This window comes from Rhodoblastus sp. (assembly GCF_019449565.1).
GTDB lineage: Bacteria > Pseudomonadota > Alphaproteobacteria > Rhizobiales > Beijerinckiaceae > Rhodoblastus.
Genome location: NZ_JAGRPM010000084.1, coordinates 86,183 through 111,297 on the forward strand (window position 1 = coordinate 86,183; position 25,115 = coordinate 111,297).

Sequence of the window (25,115 nt, forward strand, 5' to 3'; positions counted from 1 at the left end):
GTCAAAGCCAGGACGAACAAAGTCTGACCGAATAAGAAGCCGGGCGAGTCTTGCGACTCGCCCGGCTCGGACTGGGCGTAACGATCAATCGGGGAGGGCGAAGACCGTCAGCGTGCCGCCGAGCGAAGTGTAGTCGCTGAGCGCCGCATAGCCGCCGACCGCGCCGAGACCGGCGTGGGGATCGGTCAAGCCAGCCGCGAGGCCGATGCCGGCCCAACCGCCGACGCCGGACAGAACGGCCACAAACTGCTTGCCGCCGTGCTGATAGGTCATCACGTTGCCGATAATGCCCGACGGAGTCTTGTACTTGTAGAGCAGCTTGCCGGTCTTGGAGTCGACTGCCTTCAGATAGCCCTCGAGAGTGCCATAGAAGACAACGTCGCCGGCGGTGGCGAGAGCGCCGCCCCACGCCGAGAACTGTTCGGGGATAGACCAGGCGATCTTACCCTTGGTGGCGTCCCAGGCAATGAAATTGCCCATGTTGGTCTGGCCTTCAGGCGGATACATCGCCAAGGTCGCGCCGACATAAGGCTGGCCGGGTGTGTAGCTCACGCGGAACGGCTCGTAATCCATGCAGACATGGTTGGTCGGCACGTAGAACAGGCCGGTCTTCGGCGAGTAGGCGGCGGGCTGCTGGTCTTTCGAGCCGAGAGCCGCCGGGCAGATGCCCTTGGTGTTCACGTCCTCGCCATTGGCTTCGGTCGAGAACCTCTTGTCGACCATCGGACGGCCGAAGGTCGGGCTGCTGCGGTCCATATCGACCTTGGTCGCCCAGTTGACGGCCGGATCGTATTTTTCCGCCACCAGCAGATCGCCGTTGGTGCGGTCGAGCGTGTAGCCGAAGCCGTTACGGTCGAAATGCACCAGGAGCTTGCGGTCCTTGCCGTCGATCTTCTGTTCGACCAGCGGCATTTCGTTGATGCCGTCATAGTCCCATTCGTCATGCGGGGTCATTTGATAGACCCATTTCGCCATGCCCGTGTCGGGGTTGCGAGCGAAAATGGTCATCGACCACTTGTTGTCGCCCGGACGCTGCTTCGGGTTCCAGGTCGAGGGGTTGCCGGAGCCGTAATAGACCAGGTTCAGGTCCGGGTCATAGGAATACCAGCCCCAGGTGCAGCCGCCGCCGGTTTTCCACTGATCGCCCTGCCAGGTCTTCAGGCTGGAATCCTTGCCGACGGGCTTGCCGAGCACGGTGGTCTTTTCGGGGTCGACCATGATCTGCTCGTCCGGGCCGACCGAATAGGCGCGCCAGGCGCGCTTGCCGCTGGCGATGTCATAGGCGGTCACGTGGCACTGAACGCCGAATTCGCCGCCCGAGATGCCGACGATGATCTTGTCCTTGACGGGCATGACAGTCGCGGTGTTGGTTTCGCCGCGCTTGGGATCGCCGTTGACCGCCGACCAGGCGACCTTGCCGGTCTTGCCGTCCAGCGCCACGATCGTAGTGTCGGCCTGATGCAGGAAGACCTTGCCGTCGGCATAGGCGAGACCGCGGTTGACGGTGTCGCAGCACATCACCGGAATGACGTTCGGATCCTGCTTGGGCTCATATTTCCACAGGATCTTGCCTTCGTTGTTGAGGTCGAGGGCGTAAACGATATTCGGGAACGGCGTGTGGACATACATCACATCGCCGACCACGATGGGCGAGCCTTCATGGCCGCGCAGAACGCCGGTCGAGAAACTCCAGGCGGGAGCCATCTTGCCGACATTGGCGGCGGTGATCTGGTTCAGCTCGGAATAGCGCGTGTTGGCGTAATTGCCCGTCTGAATGACCCACTGCTTGGGATCCTTCTCGGCCTTCAAGACGGAATCATTGGCAAACGCCGGCGCACTCAGCGACAGCGCGGTAGCAGAAAGGAGAGATGCGTAAAGCCTCTTCATAGGTGTTCCTCCGAAACGCAACGGCTCCGCCTTTTTTCGGCTGCCGAGCTATTGGCTACTCTGAGCCGATTTTTTTCTTTGGCTTTCGATGAATGGCGAAAAGATTGCCAAACTGTCGATTTCAGGGCCGCGGTCATTTTTATGACCAAAAAAATGTACAAGCAGCATTCGAGCGTAGCAACGAGGCGCCAAGGCTTATGATTTTTATATTTGGCTTAGAGGCTCTTAGGTAGGCACTTAGTTGAATGCGCTTGCGAAGGCTAAACAGGCGGTTTTTCATTTCGCGAATGCGAAATGATTATTCCCACTCCAGCTCGTGATAGGCGGCGGTGGCGTTGCGGGCGTTGAAATCGTCGAATAATTCCCATTTGCCACGCTCAGATTGAGCCGCCTTGGCGGCTGTCTCGCGGATTGTCTCTCCGGCGCGCAGCGAAGCGCGCACGTCGTCGCGCAAAACACGCAAATAGGTCTCGATCGGCGCGGCGGCGTCGGGCCAGGCCATCGCAGCCGGGCCGTGGCCGGGGACGATGCGCGCGGCCGGACGCGCCTTGAGGCGCTCCAGAGTTGCGATCCAGCCATTCAGATTGCCGTCGAGCGCCGGGACATGGCTGGAGAAGATCAGGTCGCCGAGGAGCCAGGTTCCGGTTTTCTCGTCCAGCACGGTCAGGTCGCAATTGGTATGGGCGACGGGCCAGGCCTCCAACTTGAGCGGGCGGTCGCCAATGTCGATGACTTGTGTTGAATCGACCAGGAGGGTCGGGACCACGACGCGCGTGCCGTCGAAAGCGGCCGCGCCGACATCCTCCCGCGCGCGCCGCAGAAAATCCGCGCCGTGACTTTGCAATGCTTCCGGCAGATTGCGGTGGCCTATAAAAACGGCGTTATCGCCTAAAAATGCGGCAGCGCCAAGAATGTGGTCAGGATGGTCGTGCGTCAGGATCACATAACGGATGGGAAGGTCGGAATTTGCGCGGATGGTCGCGCGAAGACGCTGGCCAGCCAAGGCGCTGCCGCCGGTATCGACGACCGCGATCGCCTCTTTTCCGATCAGAAATATAGAATTGCTGATCTGGCCCGCATTTTGTATAGTTGAAAGCGCAGTCTCCCCGACGACGACATAAACGCCGGGGGCCGTCTGCTCCGCGACAAAAGGCCTCGCGGCCTCGACCGGCGCTTGCGCCGGTTGGGCCAGCGCGACAGCCAAGAAAATCTGCGCGGTGAGAATGCCGGAGAGTAACGCCCGCTTCAACCTTTCCCGCCCCTTGGCGGGAACGGGCGAAGCAATGGTGGCTTGTTACCCAATGCTCCTGTCGGCCAAGGCGCGCCGAAGGGGAATCTGGAGGATGGCATGGCTGTATTCACTGCTCTGGTGCTTGTCTGTCAGTTGTCGACGCCGCCGCAGTCCTGCGACGAATCGCGGGCCATTGACGTCATCTCGACCCGGGTCGAGAGCGAATTCGCCTGCATGCGCGGCTTTCAGGAGTCGATTGCGCGTGGGGCCTTGCGCGAAGGCCTTGGCGAAACCGTCTATATGAAGACGCAATGTGTGCGGCGCAAAACGACATCGACCGCCGCGAATGAGTAAAACGCGGCGGCGCGTGCGCCGCAATATCTTTTCTTTGGTTTTTCTGCCGACGGTTCTGAAATTGTCCTTATAATCGTCAGCGGTGATTGCGCGGTAAGCTGGGAGCGACTTAAATGGGCAAGTAATCCTTCCCATTTAAAGGTTTTTTCCATGAAGACGCGTGCAGCTGTCGCCTGGAAGGCGGAAGCGCCTCTCACCATTGAAACGGTCGATCTGGCTGGCCCCAAGGCGGGCGAGGTGCTGGTCGAAATCATGGCGACGGGCGTTTGCCACACCGACGCTTACACGCTTTCGGGCCTCGATTCCGAAGGCAAGTTTCCGGCTATCCTCGGCCATGAGGGCGCGGGCATCGTCCGTGAGATCGGTGCCGGCGTCACCTCCGTGAAGGTCGGCGACCATGTCATTCCGCTCTACACGCCGGAATGCCGGCAGTGCAAAAGCTGCCTGTCGCAGCGCACCAATCTCTGCACGGCGATCCGCGCCACCCAGGGCCAAGGCGTCATGCCGGACGGCACCAGCCGCTTCTCGTGCACGCCTGCCGGCGGGAGCCAGGACATCCTGTGGCACTACATGGGCTGCTCGACCTTCTCGAACTTCACCGTTCTTCCCGAGATCGCCGTCGCCAAGGTGCGTGAGGACGCGCCCTTCGACAAAATTTGCTACATCGGCTGCGGCGTCACCACCGGCCTCGGCGCGGTGATCTATACCGGCAAGGTCTGGCCGGGCGCCAATGTCGTGGTCTTCGGCCTCGGCGGCATCGGCCTCAATGTGATCCAGGGCGCCCGCATGGTCGGCGCCGACAAGATCGTCGGCGTGGACCTGAACCCCGCCAAGGTGGAGATGGCGAAAAAGTTCGGCATGACCCACTTCATCAATCCGAACGAGGTCGGTCGCGACAAGGTGGTCGAGGCGATCGTCGACGTCACCGGCGGCGGCGCGGATTTCGCCTTCGAATGCGTCGGCAATGTTCACACCATGCGCCAGTCGCTGGAATGCTGCCATCGCGGCTGGGGCACGTCGATCCTGATTGGCGTCGCGCCCTCGGGGCAGGAAATCTCGACCCGTCCGTTCCAGCTCGTCACCGGCCGCAACTGGCGTGGTTCCGCCTTCGGCGGCGCGCGCGGCCGCACCGACGTGCCGAAGATCGTCGACTGGTACATGGAGGGCAAGATCAACATCGATGATCTGGTCACCCACACCATGCCGCTGGACAAGATCAATGACGCCTTCGACCTGATGCACGAGGGCAAATCGATCCGCTCTGTCGTGGTCTTCTGATCGCGCGCTTCGCGTCGCGGACAAAACGCCGCCGGCTGGCCCGGCGGCGTTTTGCTGTCTTGGGCGCAAATTGACGTCGGGCGCCGCTGGCCCGAAGATCGCGAAAAGCGAGTCAAAATCGCGAGCGCGGGGACGGGCGTGAACGGCGGACAGGCGGAATACGACCTCCTCGTCATCGGCGGCGGGATCAACGGCTGCGGCGTCGCGCGCGATGCGGCGGGGCGCGGCTATAGAGTCGCGCTGGTGGAAATGGATGATCTCGCCAGCGGGACGTCGTCGAAATCCACCAAGCTCGTCCACGGCGGCTTGCGCTATCTGGAAAGCGGCGATTTCCGCATGGTGCGCGAGGCATTGGCCGAACGCGAAACGCTGTGGCGGATCGCGCCGCATCTCGTCCAGCCCCTGCGCTTCGTCCTGCCAGTCCTGCCCGGAGCCCTGCCCGGCGCGCGGCCTGCCTGGCTGCTACGGCTGGGGCTCTTCCTTTATGATCATCTCGGCGCGCGCGAAAAGCTGCCCCGGGCCGCATCGCTCGATCTGCGCCGCGCGTCGGAAGGCGCGCCGCTGAAGCCGCATTTGCGCAGGGCTTTCACTTTTTTCGACTGCCGCGTGGACGATTCCCGCCTCGTCGTGCTCAACGCCCGCGACGCCGCCGATCGCGGCGCGGATATTTTCACGCGGACCAGATTTTTACGCGCCGGGCCCAGCGACGGGGGCTGGCGCATTGATTTGCGCGATGTCGGCAGCGGCGCCGAGCGCGCGTTGCGCGCACGCCTCATCGTCAACGCCGCCGGTCCCTGGGCCGACGGCGTTCTCCCCGGCAAGACGGAACGCCCGCGCCTGCGGCTGGTGCGCGGCAGCCATATCGTCGTGCGGAAACTATTCGAGCATGACGGCGCCTATCTGTTCCAGACCGGCGAAGGGCGCGTCGTCTTCGCCATTTCCTATCAGCGCGACTTCACCTTGATCGGCACGACCGACGCGGATTTTTCCGGCGCGCCCGAGGAAGTCGCCGCCACGAGCGAGGAGATCGCCTATCTCTGCCACGCGGCGAACGGTTTTTTCGTGCGCGCCATCGCGCCGGAAGACGTGGTCTGGTCTTTCGCCGGGCTGCGGCCTCTGGTCGATGACGGGGAGAAGGCCGCGGCGCGCGCCAGCCGCGACTACATGCTGGATGAGGGCAGGGCCGACGGCGCGCCCTTCATTAGTATTTTGGGCGGCAAGCTCACGGCCTACCGTCGTGTTGCGGAACAGGTCGTGGACCGCGCCGCCGCGTGCCTCGGCTTGCGCGGCGGCGTCTGGACCGCCGCGGCGCCCCTGCCGGGCGGCGATTTGCCCGGCGCCGATCTCGACGCTTTCACCAAGGATCTGCAAGCGCGTTACGCCTTTCTCGGCGCCGCCGAAGGGCGGCGTCTCGCTTGTGCCTATGGAACGCTGTGCCTTGCTTTCCTTGGCGCGGCGCGGCGCCGTGAGGACCTTGGCCGCGATTTTGGTTTGGGACTTAGCGAGGCGGAGGTCGAACATCTTCGCGCGAGCGAATGGGCGCGCACTGCGGAAGACATCTTGTGGCGACGGTCGAAGCTCGGCCTGTGGGCCTCGCCTGATGTGCACAAGGCCCTGGACGCCTGGCTGGCGGCGCCGCGCTGAAGGCTGCGATGGCGGGATTTTTGCTTGCTCGCCGCGATAGTGGGAGCAGGCATGAAGACGCATCTGGATTGGTCGGGCTACGACACTTACGGCATTGGGGACGCCTATTCCGGCATTCCCGCGCGCGGCGGCAATTACGCCAAGGCCGTTGCGGTCTGCATGCACCAGCCAGAGGGGTGTTTGTCGGTGTAGGTTGGTGTGGCGCAAGCCCTTGAAATCATTAAAGTGAGGTCGTCCTGATTGTAAGCTGACGGAGGTTGCCGTATGTTCACCCCCTGAGCGAAAAGCAAGTTCGCTTATAAGTTGGGGGTCCAATGAGCAAGAAAACACTTACAATTAAGGAGTGCGCCGCCTTCAAGCCTGCCGGTGGTGGGCGGCTATGTGTTGGCCGAGGAGTCTACATCATTTGTTCTCCTAGCGGATCGCGCCGTTGGGTGTTCCGCTATTCCGTTGGAGGCAAGGTTACCGAATCGGGGCTGGGTGGGGCCGATACCTCACGGGACGAGGCCTTTGACAGAGCCGATGAGATTCGGGCCAAGCTCAAGGCTGGGCTGGTCCCCAATGCCGCGCGCAAGGCCGCACGGTCACCAGTGGTCAACAAGACGCCGACATTTGCCGACGCCGCCGAGGCTTGGCTGGCCCTCAAAGAGCCGGGCTGGACAACTGGCCACGGCGCGCAGGCCCGTTATCACGTCGAGGTCGTGGCCGCCGCGCTGCGTAACAAGCCCGTCAACGACATCACCCCGGACGACATCACCGCCGCGCTGGGCGATCTCTGGACGCGGTCGCCCGTCAGCGCCCGAGCGGCCTTGGTCAACATCTCACAGGTGTTTGGCCTCTGCGTCGGCCGCAAGTACCGACTGGACAACCCGGCCGACTGGCGGGCCTCCATGAAGCACTTCCTCCCCGCGCAGGGGCGGGTGAAACAGCACCGGCCGTCCATGCCCTATGCCGATGTCCCGGCTTTCGTGGCAGAGCTTCGCAGGCAACAAGTCAGCAGGGCAACGGCTCGCGTGCTGGAAATGATAATCTTGTCCGGGTGCCGAGCGGGTGAGGTGCTGGGGGCCACATGGAAAGAGATCGACCTCGACAAGGCTCTATGGACGATCCCGGCGGCCAGAATGAAGAGCCGTCGCGCGCACGATGTCCCGCTGACTCCTCAACTCCTAGCCTTGCTCAAAGAGGCCCATAAGTTCCGAGGTCCGTCCGGCCTCGTGTTTGAGTCCCCGACACGTCCGGGGGCGCAGATGCACGGCAGCAGCGTCCGCGCCCTGCTTGGGGCCATGGGACGGGGCAACGTCACCACGCATGGGTTTCGGAGCAGCCTGCGGTCATTCCTCGGTGCTGAAACAGACTGCCCGTTTGACGTCGCAGAGGCGTGCATCGCCCATTCATGTGGCGACGCGACGGTGCAGGCCTACCTACGGACGACCGCCCTTGCCAAGCGCCGAATCTACATGAACCGATGGGGTGAGTTCTGCGATGGGCCGTCTGCCTCCGGCAATGTCATCCCGCTAATCAAGGTGCAAAGCTGATGGTCCACTTGCTGGTCCTTGTCGCCACGGTCATGGCCCTGTTCTGGTTGGTCCGGCTGGCCGTCGCCGTGGTGGGCTGGGCCTGCACCGGCGCAGCGTGGGCTGGGCTGGCAGTCGTCCGGGGGCTGTTGCAGCTATGGCGACATGCAACCGCTCCACGGCGCGCCCCTGCCGGTAGCAATGTGATCCCCTTCCCAACCTCAAGGAACTGAACTATGGAACTTGCCGCCGAGGCTTGTTGCAAGATCTTCACCCGCCTCAGCACCGAGGACAAAGAGGCCCTCACGATCCGACTCGTCACCATCGGCGCTCTAGTTTCCGGGGAACCCGTTGAATACGTCGCCCGTATATGTGCGGGTGCGCATATGGCCGCAGATGACCTTATGGAATGTAAGCGGTCTGTCAGCGCCCATATCAGGGTTGGGAGCTAACCGCCTCCTCGGCAACGCTATTCGGACCGGCTCTCGATGGTGACCTGTGACCGAGTGTCAGTCGCCGATTCTTGACCATAGTAAGGGCGTGATTTTCACAATATCACCGCATCCCCCGGCTCGACATTCTGTTGGCCGGTCGGAGGATGAAAACAATGAACAAGCCAGTTAATCTGAATCTTGCCCACGCCGAGGCTGCGTATGCTACCGCCAAGGCCGAGGCCAATGCCGCCCTGCTGGAGCGGCTTGTCTTGGAGAAGAGGGCGGCCCGTGCGTACCGGAGCTATAAGCAGGCGGTCGAGGATCGCCGGGGGGCTGTTGAAGACTACCGGGCGGCCGTGGAGGCGCTGGCCGCCGCACAGCATGCACTGTGGTCTTTGTGACTACTCACCGCCCATGACGGCGACGAATTTAGCCCTGATTGAGGCATATGAAACGGTCCCGCAGCATTTTTCGCACACATGCCGGGCGCGAACCAACTGCGTGTCCTTGTCCACCCGGGACTCGCTGGCAATGACAAGGCCGGGAATATCATAAAGTCCCAAGTTGGTACGACACATGAGACAAACGGCGGTGCCATCGGCAAAGATGGCGTTGCAGACCGCCACGTCCGTCGAGCGCACTGGGACCGCGCGGCCCCGTGGCGGCGATAGGGCAGACTGAAAATCTATCAATTTGATGTCCAGAGATCGGGTCTTGGGTTTGGGAGAGGCCGATTTCGTCGTCATGCGCGGACTTCCTCCACCTTCGACCTCATCACAAAAGCCCTGTTCGCCGCCTCATCTGCGCGCTGACGTAGCAGGGCAAGCCGCTCGGCCGGTGGCAGGGCCTTAAAGACTTCCTTGGGCGGCAGCGTCGTCGGCAGCGGTGGCAGACGGGATGGGGCAACCGCCTTGGCCACTCTTGCGGCCTTCTCGGCAATCCTCACCACGCGCGCCGTGTTGCGGGCCTCTGTCAATACAGAAGCTCGTTTAGCATGGCGGGCGGCCACACGGGCAGCGTCCTCGTCGGCCTTCTGCTGAGCAGGGGCAACAGCGGCGGCGGCGCGTTCAGCCGCCGTGACAATGGCCTGCTCGGCTTCGTGGAAGTCGGCCAGCGCCCGTGCATGTAGACTGGTCGCCTGTTCCAGCTCACGGGAGGCGGTGGCGCAACGACGCTCGCAATCAAATGCCACTTTTGACTGGCGGTCGGCGTAAGCCGTTTTGCGCTCGTGCTGGAGAGTCTTCACTTTCCGTTGAACCCGAGCCTTGTGGGTATAGGCCGCAAGCAAGGCTGTGCGGGCAACTTCGATTTTTGAGTGCATGGTGGCTGTTCCAGATGTTCAAACGGATGAAATCGTAATGTCGTCCCCGGTCGATTTCACAACAAAGAGGCCGGTTGAAAATTTCCACGGACAGGGGATAAAGCCTCGTGCGCCCGTATCAATAACGCCGAGCAGGGTTCCGGCTGCGCTCAAACCATCGTAGATCGATAGAGTTCCAGCGGCGTTGTCATTGCTGTTGATGGAGCTGATGGCGCCCGATCCATTCTTTACCAAAGTCGATCCGGCTGCGGCCAAATGAGTCAAGATTTGGTTGGGCGGCGGACAGGTCCACGTTGGCATTGAGTTGGCTGGGTCTCCATTGTTTCGCTCATAGGCCATTATTGATTCCTCGGTTTGGGTGATGTGCGCCATTGTCCCCATGGACCGGCAAGGTCCGACGCGCCGGTGGACACGGGGCCGGGGATGTCCATGTCCAAGCCTTGGGGTAGCGGATTGCCGGGGCAGGGCGCGTCCGTGGCGGGTTTTACGGGGCCGGTGGTGGTGGAGGCCGTCCCCACGGGGACCACGCCTGTAGGGGGCGCCCTGTACGGGACAACCGGGTTGCCGTCAGCGTCCAGGATTTGCACTGCATCCCCATACCGACCACGCACGAGAGGCCAGAGCGTCCCCATGGACTCGGTGGCGCTGCTAGCCGCCTTCACAATGCGGCGCAGCAGCGGGCGGGGAGGTCGATGGGCGGTCTGAAAAACCATGGCGGTTGTCGTCCGTTATCGCGCATCCCCTGATATCGTGTTGGTTTATCAGCGAGAGGCTCTGAGGTCTGACAAAGAACTGACAGCGGGCTTTGGTGGAAGGCCGCCGAGAGCAGCGGAGGTTCTCGGCGGCCACCCGTCCCCGCCGGGCAGCGTGCCGCTTAAACGCGCCGCTGGCAGGGACAGGTGAAAAGGGGCGGTGGGCTCACACACCGCCCCTCGACCACGACACCGCCGTTCTCAACCGGTGTCGCAGTTTACCGACGACGCATAACCGGGCAGGTGCGCGTCGTCGGGATTCAATAGCTCACTGCCAGATGCCGGACTTCTGCCGCTGAGCGATCTCGTTGATGGTCGGCAGAATTGCCCGCTTGGAGGGCCGGCCCATTTCGACAACAAAGCTCTGTTTGCCGTAGAAGCGATTCTCGACATGGCCACTATCTGAATCGCGGTATTTGCGCATTTCGATATGTCCGGCGGGGACGCTATCGGCGCTGACGGCGGCCTCGGTGGCGGCCTTCACGATCTGCGGCATGATGGCGTCCAGCGCGTCGTTCCGCAGCCGCAGGCAGTCGATCTGGGCCATGGGGTGGCGCTGCGGCAGACGAGCGACAAGCTCGTTGCCAAGCCTACGCTTATAGTGATCCAAATTTTCCCCCGCAGCCGGGCGAGGTGCCGAGCGGCCCCACGGCTGCAAGATTTCGTCAAATTCGGCCTGAAGGCCACGGCAAGCATGGTCGGACTTGATCTGCTCGGCGTTGTGACGCTCGACCTCAATCTCTCGGGCACGGCGCGCGACGCTATCGGCCCGCACCCGCTCCTCGTTTTCATACTTCTGCATGCGAGCGTTGAGTGATTCGAGAGACGAAAGAACGGTGTCGATTTTACTCATCAGTTTGTCCTCCTAGTCTAGTGTTTCCAGAAGTTTAGTGGGCCACCAATTCAGGGGCCGCTGTCCCCTTGCGGCTCACGCCATAATCATCAGCTTCGGCCTCCAGACCGCCTTGGGCGATGCCGCCAACAGGCGCGAGGTCGGGATCGGGGAAAGACGAGCTGCCTTGAGGGTCGAGGACATCCCCGTCCCCGCCGCTGTAGCCGGTCATGGGATCATCATCGCCCTCGGTCTCGCTATCGGCTGAGATGGTGTCGGCTACACGCTGGGCTTCCGCCGCCAGTCCGGCATCTGCCTGCACACGGGCGGCCCTCACCCGTTCCAGGGTGTCCATACGCGAGGCCAGCGCATCCAACCCGTCCGCCAGCTTGGCCAGCTTTTCAGGATCGATTTCTGGGGCTTTGGGGGTGGCGTCCGACCGGACGGTATTGATCGGGCTGGGGTCAAGGATCCGTGCGCCCAAAGCGTTCAGCTTCCACTTGGGGAGCGGACCATGGGTGGTCATGTAGATCGGTTCCGACTGACCGGTAGCGTCCGCCCTCGCTTGCCGCGCGGCTTGCTCCTGCCCGATGGCGAGGGCGGTCGCCATCCAAAGTGGCACCTCGACCATGTCGGTGTCGGCGCTCATTTTTGCTGACCGTTCTTCGGGTTGCTCGGGCTGCTGAGAGCGCCGGGGCTTAGAGGCAGCGGGACCGTCGCGCCGGGCATGGGCTTGGGCGAATTGACGGTGCTGTGACGGCTTTTAACCTGAGTGGGCATGCTCAAACTCCAACCATAGCTCACACGACAAGTGGATCTTGGGCTGGTATAGAGTTTGTAGAAGTGAAGTTGTGCACCTGCCCGAGCAAGGTACAGTGTCCCAGCAATGCTTTTGTCCGTCTCCCGTTACTTGCGGTCAGGAGGCAGGTATTTATGGTCTACCTGATATAACTTGGACCGCTGGCGTCGGGCTGGAGGTGGTGGCATGGCCAGGATATCAGATGTCTGTCAGCTCGCGATTAGGCCTCTGGTAATTGACCTGTAAAAACAATCAGGGCGCGGTGACGGACCGTAACCGAGATAGGGATTTAACGACAGATTACCACAAACTTGTCGTGGATTGACCGTTGGCGGGGAGGAATATGGGGCCGCAAGGGACGGGGCCGCCCAGCCTGTACATCCGGGGTCTGAGCGGTCCCGTCTGCACCAAGGCATGGAGGCCTCAGCACATTTGGCTGGCGTCGGAGGCCGGGGGGATGTCCCCGCCCTCATCGGACGGCAGGGAATGTCCGCTGCCGGAGATGATGTAGACCCGGCCGTGGGTGGTCACCTTGACATCGGGCGCGTCTTCCCCGGTGCCGCCCGACACAAGGATGGTGCGCGGCTCAGGTGACCGGAGCTCCAACATGGCATCGAGGCGCTTGTGTAAAGAGCTGTCGCGCCTCATCCTTGGATGGCCTTTATGTTAGCCTCGAGAAGATCGATCTTACGTTCAAGCTCAGTAGATGAGTGAATCTCGACGATTACGCGCAAAGCACTGATGAGGGCGTTGGCCACGGCAAGGTCCAGCGTCCCCGCCGCGATGCGCTGGGCAACTACGCCCACGGCTTCCATGGCGGCGGCCGCCGTTGTAATCGACCCAAGCTCGAAAGGATCGAGATTAAGTTGAGGAGCCGGCAGGGGCGAGAATTTTGGCGCAAAATAGGGCGCGGCCGCCGCGAGGGCCGAGGCCTTAACGCTGTCGAGGACGCCATCTTTATCAGCCAAATCCAGAAGACGTTCATGGGGCAGCTTCTGACCAGACGCGATTAGCGCATCGGCAGCACTCTGACGATCCTTGTTTGGCACGCCGGCTTTTCTGCCTGCGCCTTCACGTTTGCCACCATTCCCAGCCATTGATAGTTTTTCAGATGTTAGAGCCTGTCCAGAGGCTTTGTCTTTGAACATACACCGGCGGCGTGGGGCCGTCTCGTGGGTTTAGCCCGGCTTGCACCGGAGCGCCGTACACCGGTTTTTTTTGGCTGGGCGGGCGGCATCCCCTTCTTCCTTGGCGGTGGCCTCCTGTGCTGGATAAAATCTAACGCTTGGTACCGACCTCGAATGGCGCGAAACGGCGGGAAGCGGGACTAGCGCGAAGGACTGGTCCCGAGAAAACACCGGTCGATGGCTGAAGGGGAAGGATGCGCCAGATGCGGCCATTCGAGGTCGGCTGGAGGATCCGGGCGTTCGGTGAAAAGCGGACGTTTATGGCCGCTGTGAAACTACAATGCCTTGCTTTCTTCCACGCCAGGGTGAGCGCCGGCTCTTTGCGGCAAAACGCCGATCAGCATAATGATCGCGACGGCGAGAATCGCTGAGGCGCCCAAACGGCTGACGGCGAGGCCGCCATTGGCGACCGGCTTGTCAAGAAAGTCGCCAAGCGTTGCGCCCAGCGGTCGCGTAAGGATGAACGCCGTCCAGAATAGCATCACGCGCGAGATGTTGGTGTAGAAATAGGCGACGGCGACCAGCGCCAGGGCCGCCGCGAACACGATGGCGCCGCCCTCATAGCCCAAGCCATTGGTGTCGGCCATCCAGTCGCCCAGCGCCGTGCCAAGCGTTTGTGAAAACAGGATCGTCACCCAATAGAAGACTTCGACCCTCGGCGTCGCGACGGTATTGACTGAAATGGAGCCTTCCGACCAGCGCCAGGCGGCGAGCGACGCCGCCAGGCAAAGAAACAGAATGGTCGATCCGCCAGCATAGCCTATGCCCAGCGATCGGTCGGCGAAGTCAGCCATCGTCGTGCCGACCGTCGTGGTGGCGACAATGGTGAACCAGTAAAGCCAGGGATGGAATTTTTTCGCAGGAATTTGCACGGCGACGGCCATCACAAATATCGCGGCGAAAATGACGGTGCCGATCGCATAGCCGAGGTCCAGAGACATGGTCACGGCGTCGCCGCCGGTTTCTCCCAATGTCGTCGCGAGAATTTTGATGAGCCAGAATGTCAGAGTGACTTCGGGAACCTTGCTCAAGGCTGCTTTTTGCGATTCGGTCATCGGAGCTTCCTTTTGGACGGGCGTCGCCGCGCGCAAAGTCGAGCGCTGCGCGCCGCCGCGCCTCGTGCATTCCGGGCAGAATGCCCCCTCTGACTTAGCGGCAAATTAGCTCGCCAAACGGCGGCGCCGAGATCAAACTGGCGCCAGACCAATCTTGAAAGTCCACATGCGTCATGCGCGTTCTGCTTGTCGAAGACGATCTCATGCTGGGAAAGGCCCTTGTCCGCGGGCTTGCCGACCAGTCGATGGTTGTCGATTGGGTCAAGGACGGCGAGATCGCCAGCGCGGCGCTCGCCCACCCCGAACATGCGATTGTGCTGCTCGACCTCGGCCTGCCGCTGTTGTCCGGCCTCAACGTGCTCAAACAGGCTCGCGCGGCCGGAACCGCCATTCCGATCATCATCATCACGGCGCAGGACAGCGTGGACGACAGGGTCGCGGGTCTCGACCTCGGAGCCGACGACTATATCGTCAAGCCGTTCGATCTCAGCGAATTGCTGGCGCGCATCCGCGCCGTGCTGCGCCGGCATAATGGCCAGGCGCAATCGCGGATGAGCAGCGGCGAAATTACCCTCGATCTCGCCACCCACGTGGCCGCCTATCGCGGCATGGAGGAAATGCTGTCGGCCCGCGAATTCGCCCTGCTGCGCGCCCTGATGGAGCGGCCCGGCGCGATCCTGTCGCGCGCGCAGATCGAGGAGCGCATCTACGGCTGGGGCGAAGAGGTCGAAAGCAACGCCATCGATTTCCTCATTCACGTCATCCGCAAGAAGTTCGACCGCGACATTGTGCGCAATATTCGCGGAGCCGGCTGGATGGTCGTCAAGGATCAGCCGTGATTTCCATCAGACGCACCGCCATTTTGCGAATGACGGCGCTTCTTGCGGCGGTGGGCCTCGCCGCCGTTGTTCTCTCCCATCAACTTGTCGAGAGCGAGATCGATAGTTTTCTCGACACGCAATTGCGCAAGATGGCGCTGAACGCCGGGCCGGGCTTCGCCTCGCCGGCTCCGGACGCCGCCGCCGCGGACGAAGCCGAAGATGAACTCGTCGTCCAGATCTACGATTCTTCTGGACGCCTCGTCCATGATTCCGCTCCATCGGTCGGAATGCCGTCCCTCGACCGCGCGGGCTATTCCAACGTCCGCGCCGCCGGAGAGGATTGGCGCGTCTATCGCGTCGCCGATTCCCGGCGCGCGGTGCAGGTCGGTCAGCGCCAGAGCTTTCGCGCCAATCTGGCGGCGCGGGCCGCGACCGGCGCCGCGCTGCCGCTGTTGCTTGCACTGCCCCTGGCCTGGCTCGTCATCAGCTGGTCGCTGAGTCAAATCCTGCTGCGGCTGCGCGATCTTTCGACTCGGCTGGCCGATCGTGGCGTCAAAGAGACGGAAGCCCTTGCCGTCGACCTCGTGCCGACCGAGATCGCGCCTTTGATCGACGCGATGAATACGCTGATCGGGCGGCACCAGGAGGCGCTCGACCAGCAAAAGCGCTTCGTCTCCGATGCGGCGCATGAATTGCGCACCCCGCTCGCCGCTTTGCAAATTCAGGTCGATAATCTGCAAGCCCAGGAGCTGGATCGCGACGCCCGCGAGATCGTGGCCGACCTCAAGGCCGGCGTTCTGCGCTCATCCGCGCTCATCCGCCAATTGCTGAAGCTGGCGCGCCTGGATGCGCCTGTTTCCGCTTCCGGGGAAAGCGTCGACCTTGGCGACGCCCTCCGCGATGCCGCCGCCGACTTCATCTCTCTTGCTGGCGCCAGGGACCTGAGCTTTGATTTCAACCTGCTGGAAAACGCCCGTGTTATCGTCAATGCGGCGGACCTGCGCATCATCCTCGGCAATCTTCTCGACAACGCCGTGCGCTATTCCACGCCGGGCGGGACGATTCTGCTGAGACTACGAAAACTGGAGGAAGGCGCCCGCATCGAAATCGCCGACGCAGGCCATGGAATAACGCCGGAGGCGCTGCCGCGGCTGTTTGATCGGTTTTTTCGCGCCGCGCCGCCCGATGTCGTGGGGACGGGCCTCGGACTGGCCATCGCCAAGGCGGCGGCCGACCGCAATGGCGTCGCGCTCGAACTGCGCAATCGCGACGACGGCCCCGGCGCCATCGCGACCCTCTCTTTTCCGGCTGTCACCGGATGACCCGCGCGGCTAGGCCTTGCCTTCGGCGTCCATTATCGCCAGCAGGTCGGTCAGCGATTGCTTGCAGACCGCCAGGTCAGGCGCGGCGGCGCGCAGGGCCGCGAGAGCGCGGTCGATCGCCTTGTCGATCTTGTGCCAGACCGCGGCGTCACGCGGCTTTAACGATGGCTCCGCCGAGTCCCAGGACATTTCCAGATCCTTGATCCGCGTCCTGGCGCCAGCGAGATCGCCTTTGTCGAGCAGCGCCAATGAATCGGCTGCGATCGTCCGAAACGCGGAAAGGTCGCCAATTTTCGAAAGCGACGCGGCCTGCGCCGCGGACGTCGGCGCCAAGGGCGAGACGCCGTGAATCGCCGGCGGAATGGCCAGGACCGTGACGAGAAGGGCCTTCCAGATAAATTTACGCATTTTCATGGACGTGCTCTTTGGGTTTTGCTCGCAGCAGCAGGGGCTGCCGGACGCGTGGAGCTGAAACGAGGGCGGCCTAGGCGGAGGCCGCCGCCTTGGGCGGCGCGTGCGATCGGCTGAGGCGCCAGACCAGTCCGATGATGACGGCGAGAAAGACCAGGCTCGTATGCAGCGCGCCGAGCCCAAGGCCGCCATATTCGCGCGCCTGGGACAGGAGGTCGCCGAGTGCGGCGCCGAGCGGGCGGGTGAGGATGTAAGCGAGCCAAAAAGCCAGGACGGGGTTGGCGCCGAGGTAATAGGCTGCGGCGATGGCGGCGATAAGGCCGCTGAACACGACAACGCCGACACGAAAGCCCAGACCCAATGCTTCCGTCGCAAGGTCGCCTGCCGCCGTGCCGAGCGCAAAGGTGCCGAGCACCGCAGCCCAGTAGAAAAGCTCGCGTCGCGTCGTTACGATCGAATGGATAGACAACGTGCGCTCGACCCCGTACCAGACTGCGAAAGTGACGGCCAAGGCGCCGCTGAAGGCGCCTGTGCTGGCGTAGAGGCTGACGCCCATCTTGTCCGTCAGCGCATCGGTGATTTGTGTGCCGACGACGCTGACCAGCACCACAGTCAACCAATAGAGCCAAGGGACATAACGACGCTGGCGCAATTGCGCGACTAACGCGACAACGAGCAGGGTCGTCATCAGCGCGCCCGTGAGAGCCGTCCCAAGGCCGAAATGGACGGCGAGATAATCGGCGCCGGTTTCTCCGACGGTCGTCGACATGATCTTGATGATCCAGAAAAACAAGGTAACCGTCGGAACCTTGTTCGACATGTGCCTGCCAGGCGCGTCGTCATGAAGGATCAAGATCTTCGTCCTCGGTTTGAGCGAAGGCGATTTGTCGTCGCCATGCGCGCTTTCTAGAGAACGGGACTTAGGAGCAACTTAGGCGGATCGAGGCCTCATCGAGAATGAAGTCTGCCTCCAGGCTCCCGCCGAGAGATCGGAAGACCGTGGCCTGATTGGAAAAGATTTGAGAATGACCGCTTTAGAATTTTCATCCACGTTTCGAGGAAGGACCGCCTTGGGTCACGAATACGCGTCCGACCGAAGCAGTGAAAGTCCGCTGACGACGGTGCACCGGCCATTGCGAGAAAAGCTTGAAAGACGCGTTCGAGCCGAATCCAGTCATCGCCCGAGGGCACCAAGCGTGTGATTCTATCTAGCCGGTAATGAGTGGATCTCGGCGGCGGGCGGCGGACGACCGGTGCAGGCGGCGGGGGCCTGTGCCCAATCCATAAGGCTAAGCTTAAGGTGTGACGGTTACGGTTAAAACCGCAAAAAAACTGTTTTCTCCACTATAGTCCCCTATTTTCCCCCCCCTTAATGCTTATAGGTTTTTTAAATTTCTAACCGTCACAACCGTCACAAACATATAAAAAGAATCGGAAGTCATTGTTTCTAAAGGCATTTCTACTGTGACGGTTAGTGTGACGGTTAACCCCCCTGTGACGGTTACTAACCGGCACAAAACCACATCCCGCCGCCGCGCCACCCCGCCATCCCGCTCCCCCGGTCCTAACCGTCACGCCCTCCCTGCCCTAACCGTCACACCTTAACCTTGGCCGTAGCCCCTAACTGGGGCGCTTCAACTCAACAATGTTGCCGTCTACAATCTCGACGTCCCTTTCACCTTCGCTCATCAGTTTGGCCTTATAACGCTCTTCCATGTTGAGCGCATCGATCGCCGTTCTTGCAGCAAGTCGCGACTGAGCTTCCGACTCCATCATTTTTTGGCGGGCTGCGGGGGAGCTCATGGACTGACGCTCTTCAGCGGTTTTCAACCGGACCCCAAAGTAGACCTTTGTCCAGCCACCTTTGCCATCGCGTATATTTTTTGCGTCTTTCAACTCTTCGCCAAGATCTTCCCCAAGCTCCTCGGCCAGAACGCGCCGGACAGCCTTTGCCACAAAACGCCCAAACTTGCTTTCAAGATCCGGCACCCGTTTTATCTTGTCACAAAGCACACAGTATGCCGCATAGATGTCCTCCCTGATAACGGAAGCGTCTTTTTCAATGACGCATTCCTCAGCCAAAAACAGGGCAATATGATCCAAGGCTTGTTCAATCTCTTTTAGGGTTTCAAGACCTTCTACCGGCTGTATAAAACGACCGCGATCAAGAAGGGTCTTAAGTCCAGCCAGAGCGCGGTTGGCGATGCCAGGAAGCTCTTTTACCAACTTACTGAAAAGGTCTTTATCCTCCCGGCCAACAAATGAATTAGCTGTTTTGAGAGCAATCATGCGCGCTATTAACGCCTGCGTATCATCGGCAAGTTTTGGTGGGCCGTTTGCCACCATGAAAATCTTAAATGGGCTGGCGTCACAAAAATCCTCTTTGTACTTGACTGGGATGCTTAACCCATCCTCACCTACAATAGAAAGAATCCTCTCGATGGCGACGTGTACATTCTGATTTTTAGAGTTTGCACGTACATCCGGGAAGAAAACTGCCCGGCACCCGATAAGCTTCTGCATTCCATAATGAGAGCCAAAATCTGACAGGTTTGTGACCTTGCAATTCATTTCGCCTGTCAAGTGTTGCAGAAGCCTTGTCGCAACCCCCTTTCCGGCGCGCGGGTCTCCAAACATCCCGATCATTTTCTGCAAAAAAGTCAGTGGCGTCATGTAGTAGCCAAAGGCCTCTACAAGACAGTCCCGTGACTCTTGCGTGTTGAAAAGATCACAGAGGAATCCGTCAAATAATGGGGACTTGGCGTCTGGCTCATAGGCATATGGCAGCAGTATGGTTGTGAAGTAGAGAGGTGTATGCTCCAGAGTTGTCATGGTTTCCCAGTTCAACATGCAGTTGTTGAACACTAACAGCCTGTCCCCCGGTGGTGCGTCTTCCGGTGCGCCCGGCAACCATGTGTTGAAGGCAACCTTGGCGCCTTGCGGTGTACATTGGCGTTTGATTGCGTTAAACCAGTTGCCCTCTGATCTTGCGTCCATGTCAAAATAGTGATACGTGACCTCCTTAGTCTTTTCGTCAATAACCGGATATTTTGCATTCTCCATGTACTTATGTAACTCAGCCTTTACATAATCATCTGGGATGAACTCGTAGACCTTGCCGTTGAAGCTGTAGAATGTCTGGCTAACATATTGCAGCATGCGGACGCCCCCTTGTGTATGCCGGCCCTCAATAAAAGTCCGGGCTACATCCAATGTGCGCTTGTTCACATGGCGTTCCACACTGAGTGCACTGGTCACGGCCGCACGAGCCTGCTTTAGCGCGTCTACCTTGGCCTTGACCTCTACTTCACGTTGCTCGGTATCGGCCCTCGCCGTAGTCGTGTGGGCGGCGAATTCCTCCGCACTCATGGGGCCGTCTGCCATATCACTCATCGCCGTCGACTCCATGTTCAGTAAACCAAGCAATATCATCGTCAGTCAGCTCACGGACCTTGCCGCCGATGGCGTCCTTGCTGTTGAACTTCTTGAAGGTCTGGCGAATCCAAATCCGGCTGTAATGGCGAATCCGGCTTGCATCCCCGGCGGCACGCTCAGCGATGAGCGGTAGTAAAAAACCGACCACATCGTCAAAGTCCTCGCCTTGTGCAACTGCCGCACCGATGACCCTCGTTAGGGGGTCAAAGAAGGTGCTGGCCTTTGCGCCGGAGGGGTTCGTGTCGCCTTCCCCGAGGGCGCTAACGCCGACCATGGCCGATGCCGCCGCCCGCCAGTCCTTGCCGCAGGACTTGAGGACGCTATTGGTGTGCCGGTCGATCTCATCGGCCACGTCGGCATAACGAGTCAGGTCGAGGGCCACGGGGCGGTCTTCGCCGTCGAGCCAGAACACCCACTGGTCTGGGGGAGCCGGATCGCGCATACCCTCAAAGACGGGCCGAGCTGTGTAGATCAGTTGTCCGGTACGCATGACGGCGGCGTCGATGGGCTTGTCGAGCGCGACCTGCACCGACTTGGCCCAACGCTCCAACACACGATCCGCAATTGGCCTGTCGATGGTGACAAACAGACGTAGATTGGCTGTAGTGGGGCCGATGCCGCCGGTGCTACCGCTGGCTGTGCCAATCATGCGGACGCCGTGAAACTCGGGCGGCAGGATGCCGTCGCGCACATAGAGGGCGGCCTGACGGACATACGCCCCTAGGCCGAGAGGGGCCGGGACCAGTAGCTTGTCAATATCGAGAGCGATCCACTGGCGCGGGACCGCCTTGAGTGTCGGGGTATCGCTCGCCCATTGGCGGACGTGCCAACCGGACAAGTCCAGACCGGCGACCGGCGCACCGCGCACGATGACCCATTGCGGTCTTGTCGCCAGCCATTCAAGCGCCCGCTTAAAGGCGTCCAGTCCGGTGAGGGACTTGGGGTGAAACTTCCACTCTTTAATGTAGTCATAGGAGAGCGCGACCGGTGCGTCTGAGCCGCGCTTAATGATCTTCTTTGCCGCCCTTTTGTCGGGCTGGCATTCAAGTAGAGTGAACTCGAGGGGGATGTTTGTAGTCATTGTTCAACGACCTCTTATGTAAAGAGGCGTGAACCAAGACTGAAAAAACGCTATTCTGTGGTTGGAACTTGCGTTAGACGGTTGACGCCCGTCAACAAAGCTAGTATAGTCATCAAACAGTAAGTTGGTTCAACGCCTTGGTCAGCAGCGAATCGGAAGCCGTCGAGATGTACACTCTCGACGGCTTTACTTTTTGTAGCGCACCGGTCATGCCGCCACGCCTTGCTCTCGCAAAGCTTCATGCCCCTGACGGGCCTGCGCCTTCAGTTCATTGAAACGGCGCTCCGCGACTTCCCGAGCCGCAAAAATGCGCCCCACCTTCTCATTCCACTTTTCGGCCGCACCGAGGGCTTTTGTGAGCCGAAGACGCTCTACGCGCAGGTTTTCCTTGGCCTGTCCAAGTTCTGTCAGTGCCATTTGCTGTCCTTTCCAGAGGTTGGCATTGCTGTATTAAGGGTAATGTTATGGGATATATTAGAGGCCTGTCAAGCCAATACTTGATGTAAAGGATCATTTACTTGTGACATAAATCCTGGAACGTTCTGCGGTAGCCCAATACCACCAGAACAAATTTTGCAAACTGTCAGGACGGGTGGCAAAGCTTCTACGTGGTCAGTCTGAGTGAAGCTCCGTAATGAGGGCCGCCATGGTTTCAGGTGATTCCCGGGCTGGGTCCACATCAACGAGAGGGTGCCAGCAGCACTCACGGCAGCCGTTACATGGGCTATCTAGATTTTCCCACTGTCGAGGAGGCGGCGCGCATATTTGCGGTAGCCCGAGAACGTCATACCGGTCGAGCGGGTGCCCGGTGCTTGTTCAACCTTGGCCTTGAGGACGGCATTGGCCCGTGCGCTGCGGCTGGTCACGGGGCCGCCTCCGATGCCGTCGCCTTGGCCGCTTCCTTGGCCGCCTTGGCCTTGTCCCAGCGCACCTTTAACGCCTTCGCCATGATCGGGCTGGTCTTGTAGCCCGGTGCCCGCCGCAGCTTCTGCGCGGCCTCGTGGATGTTCTTCAGTTGCAGATCGCCAGTCTCAACGCGGTGCAGGAAGCTTTTGATGCTGTCCGTGGTGACGAAGACGTTGCGGCCCAAGTAGACGGACTTCAGCTCACCAATACAGATTAAGGCATATACCGTTGACTTGGAGCGGTTTAGCAGCGTTATGGCGTTATTTATTGAAATATGCGGGCAATCCCACGGGCTGATGTTCATCCTAGCCTCCAAACTACTGTTGAGGCTAATGTAGTTACAAATATGGGTCGGTGCTATGGTTAAGATTTGCCGGGGTAGGGTTTTCCGGTCGGCCAACAAAATGTAAGCTGAAATGTAAGTTCCGCCACTGGACCCCCATGTTTTCCGGGGGTTTACGGGGCAACTCGATAAGCATGCATAATCGCGAATGCCAGCGCGAGGGCCGGGGCGTGATGTGCCCGAGCTTCCGCATCACCCATGATCCCGCCCATTCCACCGAGGCGCGGGTTGCGGCCTTCAAGGCGGCGCTCAATGGCGACTATGGCGACGATCCCTTCGGCGATTCGCGCCTCGCCGCCGCCATGGACCTCTGCGTTTCGTGCAAGGCCTGCAAGAAGGAATGTCCCAGCGCCGTGGACATGGTGCTGATCAAGACCGAATATCTCGCCCAGCGAAACGAGACGCATGGCGTCTCGCTTCGGACAAGATTGTTCGGCGGGCTGCCGGCCTGGCTCGGACGCTGGCGCCGCCCCGCGCGTTGGCTGGCCTTGATGCGCAACGCCTTGCCGCCTGTCGCCTGGGCGGCGGAAAAATGGTTGGGGCTGACGTCGCGGCGGCCTCTGCCGCCGCCCGCCGCCAAGCCTTTCACGGCCAAGGGACCATTCGGCTCCGGCGAACGCGGCGACGTCTGGCTGTTCGCCGACACCTTCGCCCAGCATTTCGATCCCGAAATCGCGGAAGCCGCCATTGCGGTCCTGACGGCTGGCGGCTATCGCGTCCAGATCGCGCGGCCGGCGCCAGACGATCCCGAGCCGAATCGTTCCTTGTGCTGCGGGCGCACCTTTCTCTCCATGGGCATGGTGGGCAAGGCGCGCGCCGAGGCGCTCCGGGTGATCGCCGCGCTCAAGCCCGCAATCGAGGCCGGGGCGCCGATCGTCGGTCTGGAGCCGTCCTGCCTGCTTTCGATGCGCGATGAATTTTTCAGCCTCGGCCTTGGCGCCGAGATCGGCGCGCTCGGCAAGAACCTCTATCTTTTCGAGGAATTCATCGCGCGCGAGGCGCTGCGCGGGCTCAAACTGCCGCTGAAGGCGCCGGAGGGCGTCAAGGTCTACGCCCATGGCCATTGCCACCAGAAAGCCTTTGGCCTGATGAAGTCGCTGCGCAAGACCTTGGGCCTTGTGCCGGGGCTGGATTTCGAGCTGATCGAATCCGGCTGCTGCGGCATGGCGGGTTCGTTCGGCTTCGAGGCCGAACATTACCAAGCCTCGCAGCAGATGGCGGAACTCGCCTTGCTGCCGGCCGTCCGCGCAGCGAAGCCGAGCGATGTGATCGTGGCGGATGGCTTCTCCTGCCGCCATCAGATCAAGGACGGCTCCGGCCGCAAACCCGTGCATATGGCGGTGCTGTTGCGGGATTCGCTCGTCCCGGCTTGAGGAAAGCGGAGCTTTGACCTATCTGGTGCGGACCTGAGAAGCGCAGCCGCTGCTTTGCCGCCGCCCGTGGAGTTTTCATGTCGAACGCCGAAACGTCGCCCATCCACGCCAAAGTCGTCGTCATCGGCTCGGGCCCCGCAGGCTATACGGCGGCCATTTACGCCGCCCGCGCCATGCTCCAGCCGATCCTGATCTCGGGCTTCGACGCCGGCGGCCAATTGATGATCACGACCGACGTCGAGAATTATCCGGGCTTCGCCGATCCCATTCAGGGACCCTGGCTGATGGAGCAGATGCGGGCGCAGGCCGAGCATGTCGGCGCGCGTCTGGTCAGCGACCATGTCACCCAAGTCGAACTGGGCCAGCGGCCGTTCAAGATCACGGGCGATTCGGGGCAGGTCTATACGGCCGATTCGCTGATCATCGCCACGGGCGCCAAGGCGCAATGGCTCGGCGAGACGAGCGAGGAGAAGTTCAAGGGCTTTGGCGTCTCGGCCTGTGCGACCTGCGACGGCTTCTTCTTCCGCGGCAAGAAGGTCGCGGTGGTCGGCGGCGGCAATTCGGCGGTCGAGGAGGCGCTCTACCTCTCCCATATCGCGGAGAAGGTCACACTCATCCACCGCCGCGATTCGCTGCGTTCCGAGCGCATCCTGCAGGAGCGCCTGTTCGCGCGGCCCAATATCGAGATCCGCTGGGACAGCGCGGTCGATGAGATTCTGGGCAGCGAGGCGCCGCTTTCGGTCGAGGCGCTGCGCATCAAAAATGTGAAGACCGGCGCGACCGAGACGCTGCCGCTCGACGGCGTCTTCATCGCCATCGGCCACAAGCCCGCCACCGAGCTGTTCGCCGGCCAGATCGAATTGAAGAGCAACGGCTATATCAAGACCGCGCCCGACTCGACCGCGACCAATATCGAAGGCGTATTCGCGGCTGGCGACGTGGCCGACGACAAATATCGCCAGGCGGTGACGGCGGCGGGCCTTGGCTGCATGGCCGCGCTGGAGGCCGAACGCTGGCTGGCGGCCAAGCACGGCTGACCGGGGCAATCGCGCAGGCCGCCGCGAATCGCGGCAGGCGCGCCCCTATTAGCGGTTTCTTCAGGGCTTCGCCCCACAATCACAGCCTGCGCGCCTGC

26 protein-coding genes are annotated in these 25,115 nt (G+C 61.2%); 10 read left to right on the forward strand and 16 right to left on the reverse strand.

Going from position 1 to position 25,115, the window contains the following annotated elements; all coding sequences use genetic code 11:
• Window positions 1-84 precede the first annotated feature (84 nt).
• Both xoxF5 and QZ409_RS19435 read right to left on the reverse strand, forming a co-directional pair.
• Window positions 85-1,887 (reverse strand): lanthanide-dependent methanol dehydrogenase XoxF5, encoded by a 1,803-nt coding sequence (gene xoxF5 / locus QZ409_RS19430; protein WP_296714639.1) that lies wholly within the window; start codon window positions 1,885-1,887, stop codon window positions 85-87.
• Window positions 1,888-2,185: 298 nt separating this feature from the next.
• On the reverse strand, window positions 2,186-3,136 hold the full coding sequence (locus QZ409_RS19435; RefSeq protein WP_296714642.1) for a quinoprotein relay system zinc metallohydrolase 2: 951 nt from the start codon (window positions 3,134-3,136) through the stop codon (window positions 2,186-2,188).
• A gap of 99 nt (window positions 3,137-3,235) precedes the next feature.
• Here QZ409_RS19435 and QZ409_RS19440 point away from each other — a divergent pair, with 99 nt between their 5' ends.
• The 6 genes from QZ409_RS19440 to QZ409_RS19465 all read left to right on the forward strand — a co-directional run bounded on the left by QZ409_RS19440 (window position 3,236) and on the right by QZ409_RS19465 (window position 8,743).
• On the forward strand, window positions 3,236-3,472 hold the full coding sequence (locus tag QZ409_RS19440) for a hypothetical protein (protein ID WP_296714644.1): 237 nt from the start codon (window positions 3,236-3,238) through the stop codon (window positions 3,470-3,472).
• Between the two features lie 150 nt (window positions 3,473-3,622).
• Window positions 3,623-4,750, forward strand: coding sequence for an S-(hydroxymethyl)glutathione dehydrogenase/class III alcohol dehydrogenase (locus QZ409_RS19445; RefSeq protein WP_296714648.1), 1,128 nt, complete (start codon window positions 3,623-3,625; stop codon window positions 4,748-4,750).
• Window positions 4,751-4,888: 138 nt separating this feature from the next.
• The gene (gene glpD / locus QZ409_RS19450; RefSeq protein WP_296714650.1) at window positions 4,889-6,394 is read left to right on the forward strand and encodes a glycerol-3-phosphate dehydrogenase; all 1,506 of its coding nucleotides are present in this window, start codon (window positions 4,889-4,891) and stop codon (window positions 6,392-6,394) included.
• 51 nt (window positions 6,395-6,445) lie between these two features.
• Window positions 6,446-6,586 carry a hypothetical protein gene (locus tag QZ409_RS19455; protein ID WP_296714651.1) on the forward strand — a complete coding sequence of 47 codons (141 nt, stop codon included), beginning with the start codon at window positions 6,446-6,448 and terminating at the stop codon, window positions 6,584-6,586.
• A gap of 122 nt (window positions 6,587-6,708) precedes the next feature.
• Window positions 6,709-7,929 carry a site-specific integrase gene (locus QZ409_RS19460; RefSeq protein WP_296714654.1) on the forward strand — a complete coding sequence of 407 codons (1,221 nt, stop codon included), beginning with the start codon at window positions 6,709-6,711 and terminating at the stop codon, window positions 7,927-7,929.
• A gap of 586 nt (window positions 7,930-8,515) precedes the next feature.
• A complete protein-coding gene (locus QZ409_RS19465; protein WP_296714658.1) occupies window positions 8,516-8,743 on the forward strand; it encodes a hypothetical protein in 228 nt (75 codons plus the stop codon).
• Here QZ409_RS19465 and QZ409_RS19470 read toward each other — a convergent pair whose 3' ends face one another.
• From QZ409_RS19470 to QZ409_RS19500, 7 genes are all read right to left on the reverse strand, one after another.
• Window positions 8,744-9,088, reverse strand: a complete 345-nt coding sequence (locus QZ409_RS19470) for a hypothetical protein (RefSeq protein WP_296714660.1) — start codon at window positions 9,086-9,088, stop codon at window positions 8,744-8,746.
• Complete coding sequence (locus tag QZ409_RS19475) at window positions 9,085-9,663, reverse strand: hypothetical protein (protein ID WP_296714663.1); 579 nt, start codon at window positions 9,661-9,663, stop codon at window positions 9,085-9,087. Before QZ409_RS19475 ends, QZ409_RS19470 begins: the two co-directional genes overlap by 4 nt.
• Before the next feature lie 18 nt (window positions 9,664-9,681).
• Window positions 9,682-10,035, reverse strand: coding sequence for a hypothetical protein (locus QZ409_RS19480; protein ID WP_296714664.1), 354 nt, complete (start codon window positions 10,033-10,035; stop codon window positions 9,682-9,684).
• A 648-nt stretch (window positions 10,036-10,683) separates the two neighbouring features.
• Entirely contained in the window at window positions 10,684-11,268 is a 585-nt protein-coding gene (locus QZ409_RS19485) for a hypothetical protein (RefSeq protein ID WP_296714666.1), read from the reverse strand.
• Between the two features lie 34 nt (window positions 11,269-11,302).
• Window positions 11,303-11,896: a hypothetical protein gene (locus tag QZ409_RS19490; RefSeq protein ID WP_296714669.1), complete on the reverse strand. Its 594-nt coding sequence runs from the start codon at window positions 11,894-11,896 to the stop codon at window positions 11,303-11,305.
• A 794-nt stretch (window positions 11,897-12,690) separates the two neighbouring features.
• A complete protein-coding gene (locus QZ409_RS19495) occupies window positions 12,691-13,194 on the reverse strand; it encodes a hypothetical protein (protein ID WP_296714672.1) in 504 nt (167 codons plus the stop codon).
• Window positions 13,195-13,508: 314 nt separating this feature from the next.
• On the reverse strand, window positions 13,509-14,288 hold the full coding sequence (locus QZ409_RS19500; RefSeq protein ID WP_296714674.1) for a hypothetical protein: 780 nt from the start codon (window positions 14,286-14,288) through the stop codon (window positions 13,509-13,511).
• A 173-nt stretch (window positions 14,289-14,461) separates the two neighbouring features.
• Between QZ409_RS19500 and QZ409_RS19505 the strand changes: the two genes are divergently transcribed.
• Together QZ409_RS19505 and QZ409_RS19510 are read left to right on the forward strand one after the other, a co-directional pair.
• On the forward strand, window positions 14,462-15,127 hold the full coding sequence (locus QZ409_RS19505) for a response regulator (RefSeq protein WP_296714677.1): 666 nt from the start codon (window positions 14,462-14,464) through the stop codon (window positions 15,125-15,127).
• Window positions 15,124-16,431: an ATP-binding protein gene (locus QZ409_RS19510; RefSeq protein ID WP_296714678.1), complete on the forward strand. Its 1,308-nt coding sequence runs from the start codon at window positions 15,124-15,126 to the stop codon at window positions 16,429-16,431. The genes QZ409_RS19505 and QZ409_RS19510 overlap by 4 nt, the downstream gene beginning before the upstream one ends.
• A gap of 9 nt (window positions 16,432-16,440) precedes the next feature.
• Here the strand turns inward: QZ409_RS19510 and QZ409_RS19515 are convergent, their stop codons facing one another.
• From QZ409_RS19515 to QZ409_RS19545, 7 genes are all read right to left on the reverse strand, one after another.
• A complete protein-coding gene (locus tag QZ409_RS19515) occupies window positions 16,441-16,845 on the reverse strand; it encodes a histidine kinase (RefSeq protein ID WP_296714680.1) in 405 nt (134 codons plus the stop codon).
• Window positions 16,846-16,915: 70 nt separating this feature from the next.
• A complete protein-coding gene (locus QZ409_RS19520) occupies window positions 16,916-17,662 on the reverse strand; it encodes a hypothetical protein (RefSeq protein WP_296714831.1) in 747 nt (248 codons plus the stop codon).
• An 800-nt stretch (window positions 17,663-18,462) separates the two neighbouring features.
• Window positions 18,463-20,235 (reverse strand): DNA primase family protein, encoded by a 1,773-nt coding sequence (locus QZ409_RS19525; protein ID WP_296714682.1) that lies wholly within the window; start codon window positions 20,233-20,235, stop codon window positions 18,463-18,465.
• Entirely contained in the window at window positions 20,228-21,358 is a 1,131-nt protein-coding gene (locus QZ409_RS19530) for a hypothetical protein (protein ID WP_296714684.1), read from the reverse strand. Before QZ409_RS19530 ends, QZ409_RS19525 begins: the two co-directional genes overlap by 8 nt.
• Before the next feature lie 207 nt (window positions 21,359-21,565).
• Window positions 21,566-21,775: a hypothetical protein gene (locus QZ409_RS19535; protein WP_296714686.1), complete on the reverse strand. Its 210-nt coding sequence runs from the start codon at window positions 21,773-21,775 to the stop codon at window positions 21,566-21,568.
• Between the two features lie 311 nt (window positions 21,776-22,086).
• Entirely contained in the window at window positions 22,087-22,224 is a 138-nt protein-coding gene (locus QZ409_RS19540) for a hypothetical protein (RefSeq protein WP_296714689.1), read from the reverse strand.
• A complete protein-coding gene (locus QZ409_RS19545) occupies window positions 22,221-22,568 on the reverse strand; it encodes a hypothetical protein (RefSeq protein ID WP_296714694.1) in 348 nt (115 codons plus the stop codon). Before QZ409_RS19545 ends, QZ409_RS19540 begins: the two co-directional genes overlap by 4 nt.
• Window positions 22,569-22,741: 173 nt before the next feature.
• On the opposite strand from QZ409_RS19545, the gene QZ409_RS19550 reads away from it, so the two are divergent.
• Both QZ409_RS19550 and trxB read left to right on the forward strand, forming a co-directional pair.
• A complete protein-coding gene (locus QZ409_RS19550; protein WP_296714696.1) occupies window positions 22,742-23,980 on the forward strand; it encodes a heterodisulfide reductase-related iron-sulfur binding cluster in 1,239 nt (412 codons plus the stop codon).
• 77 nt (window positions 23,981-24,057) lie between these two features.
• The gene (gene trxB / locus QZ409_RS19555) at window positions 24,058-25,017 is read left to right on the forward strand and encodes a thioredoxin-disulfide reductase (RefSeq protein ID WP_296714699.1); all 960 of its coding nucleotides are present in this window, start codon (window positions 24,058-24,060) and stop codon (window positions 25,015-25,017) included.
• Window positions 25,018-25,115: the final 98 nt, after the last annotated feature.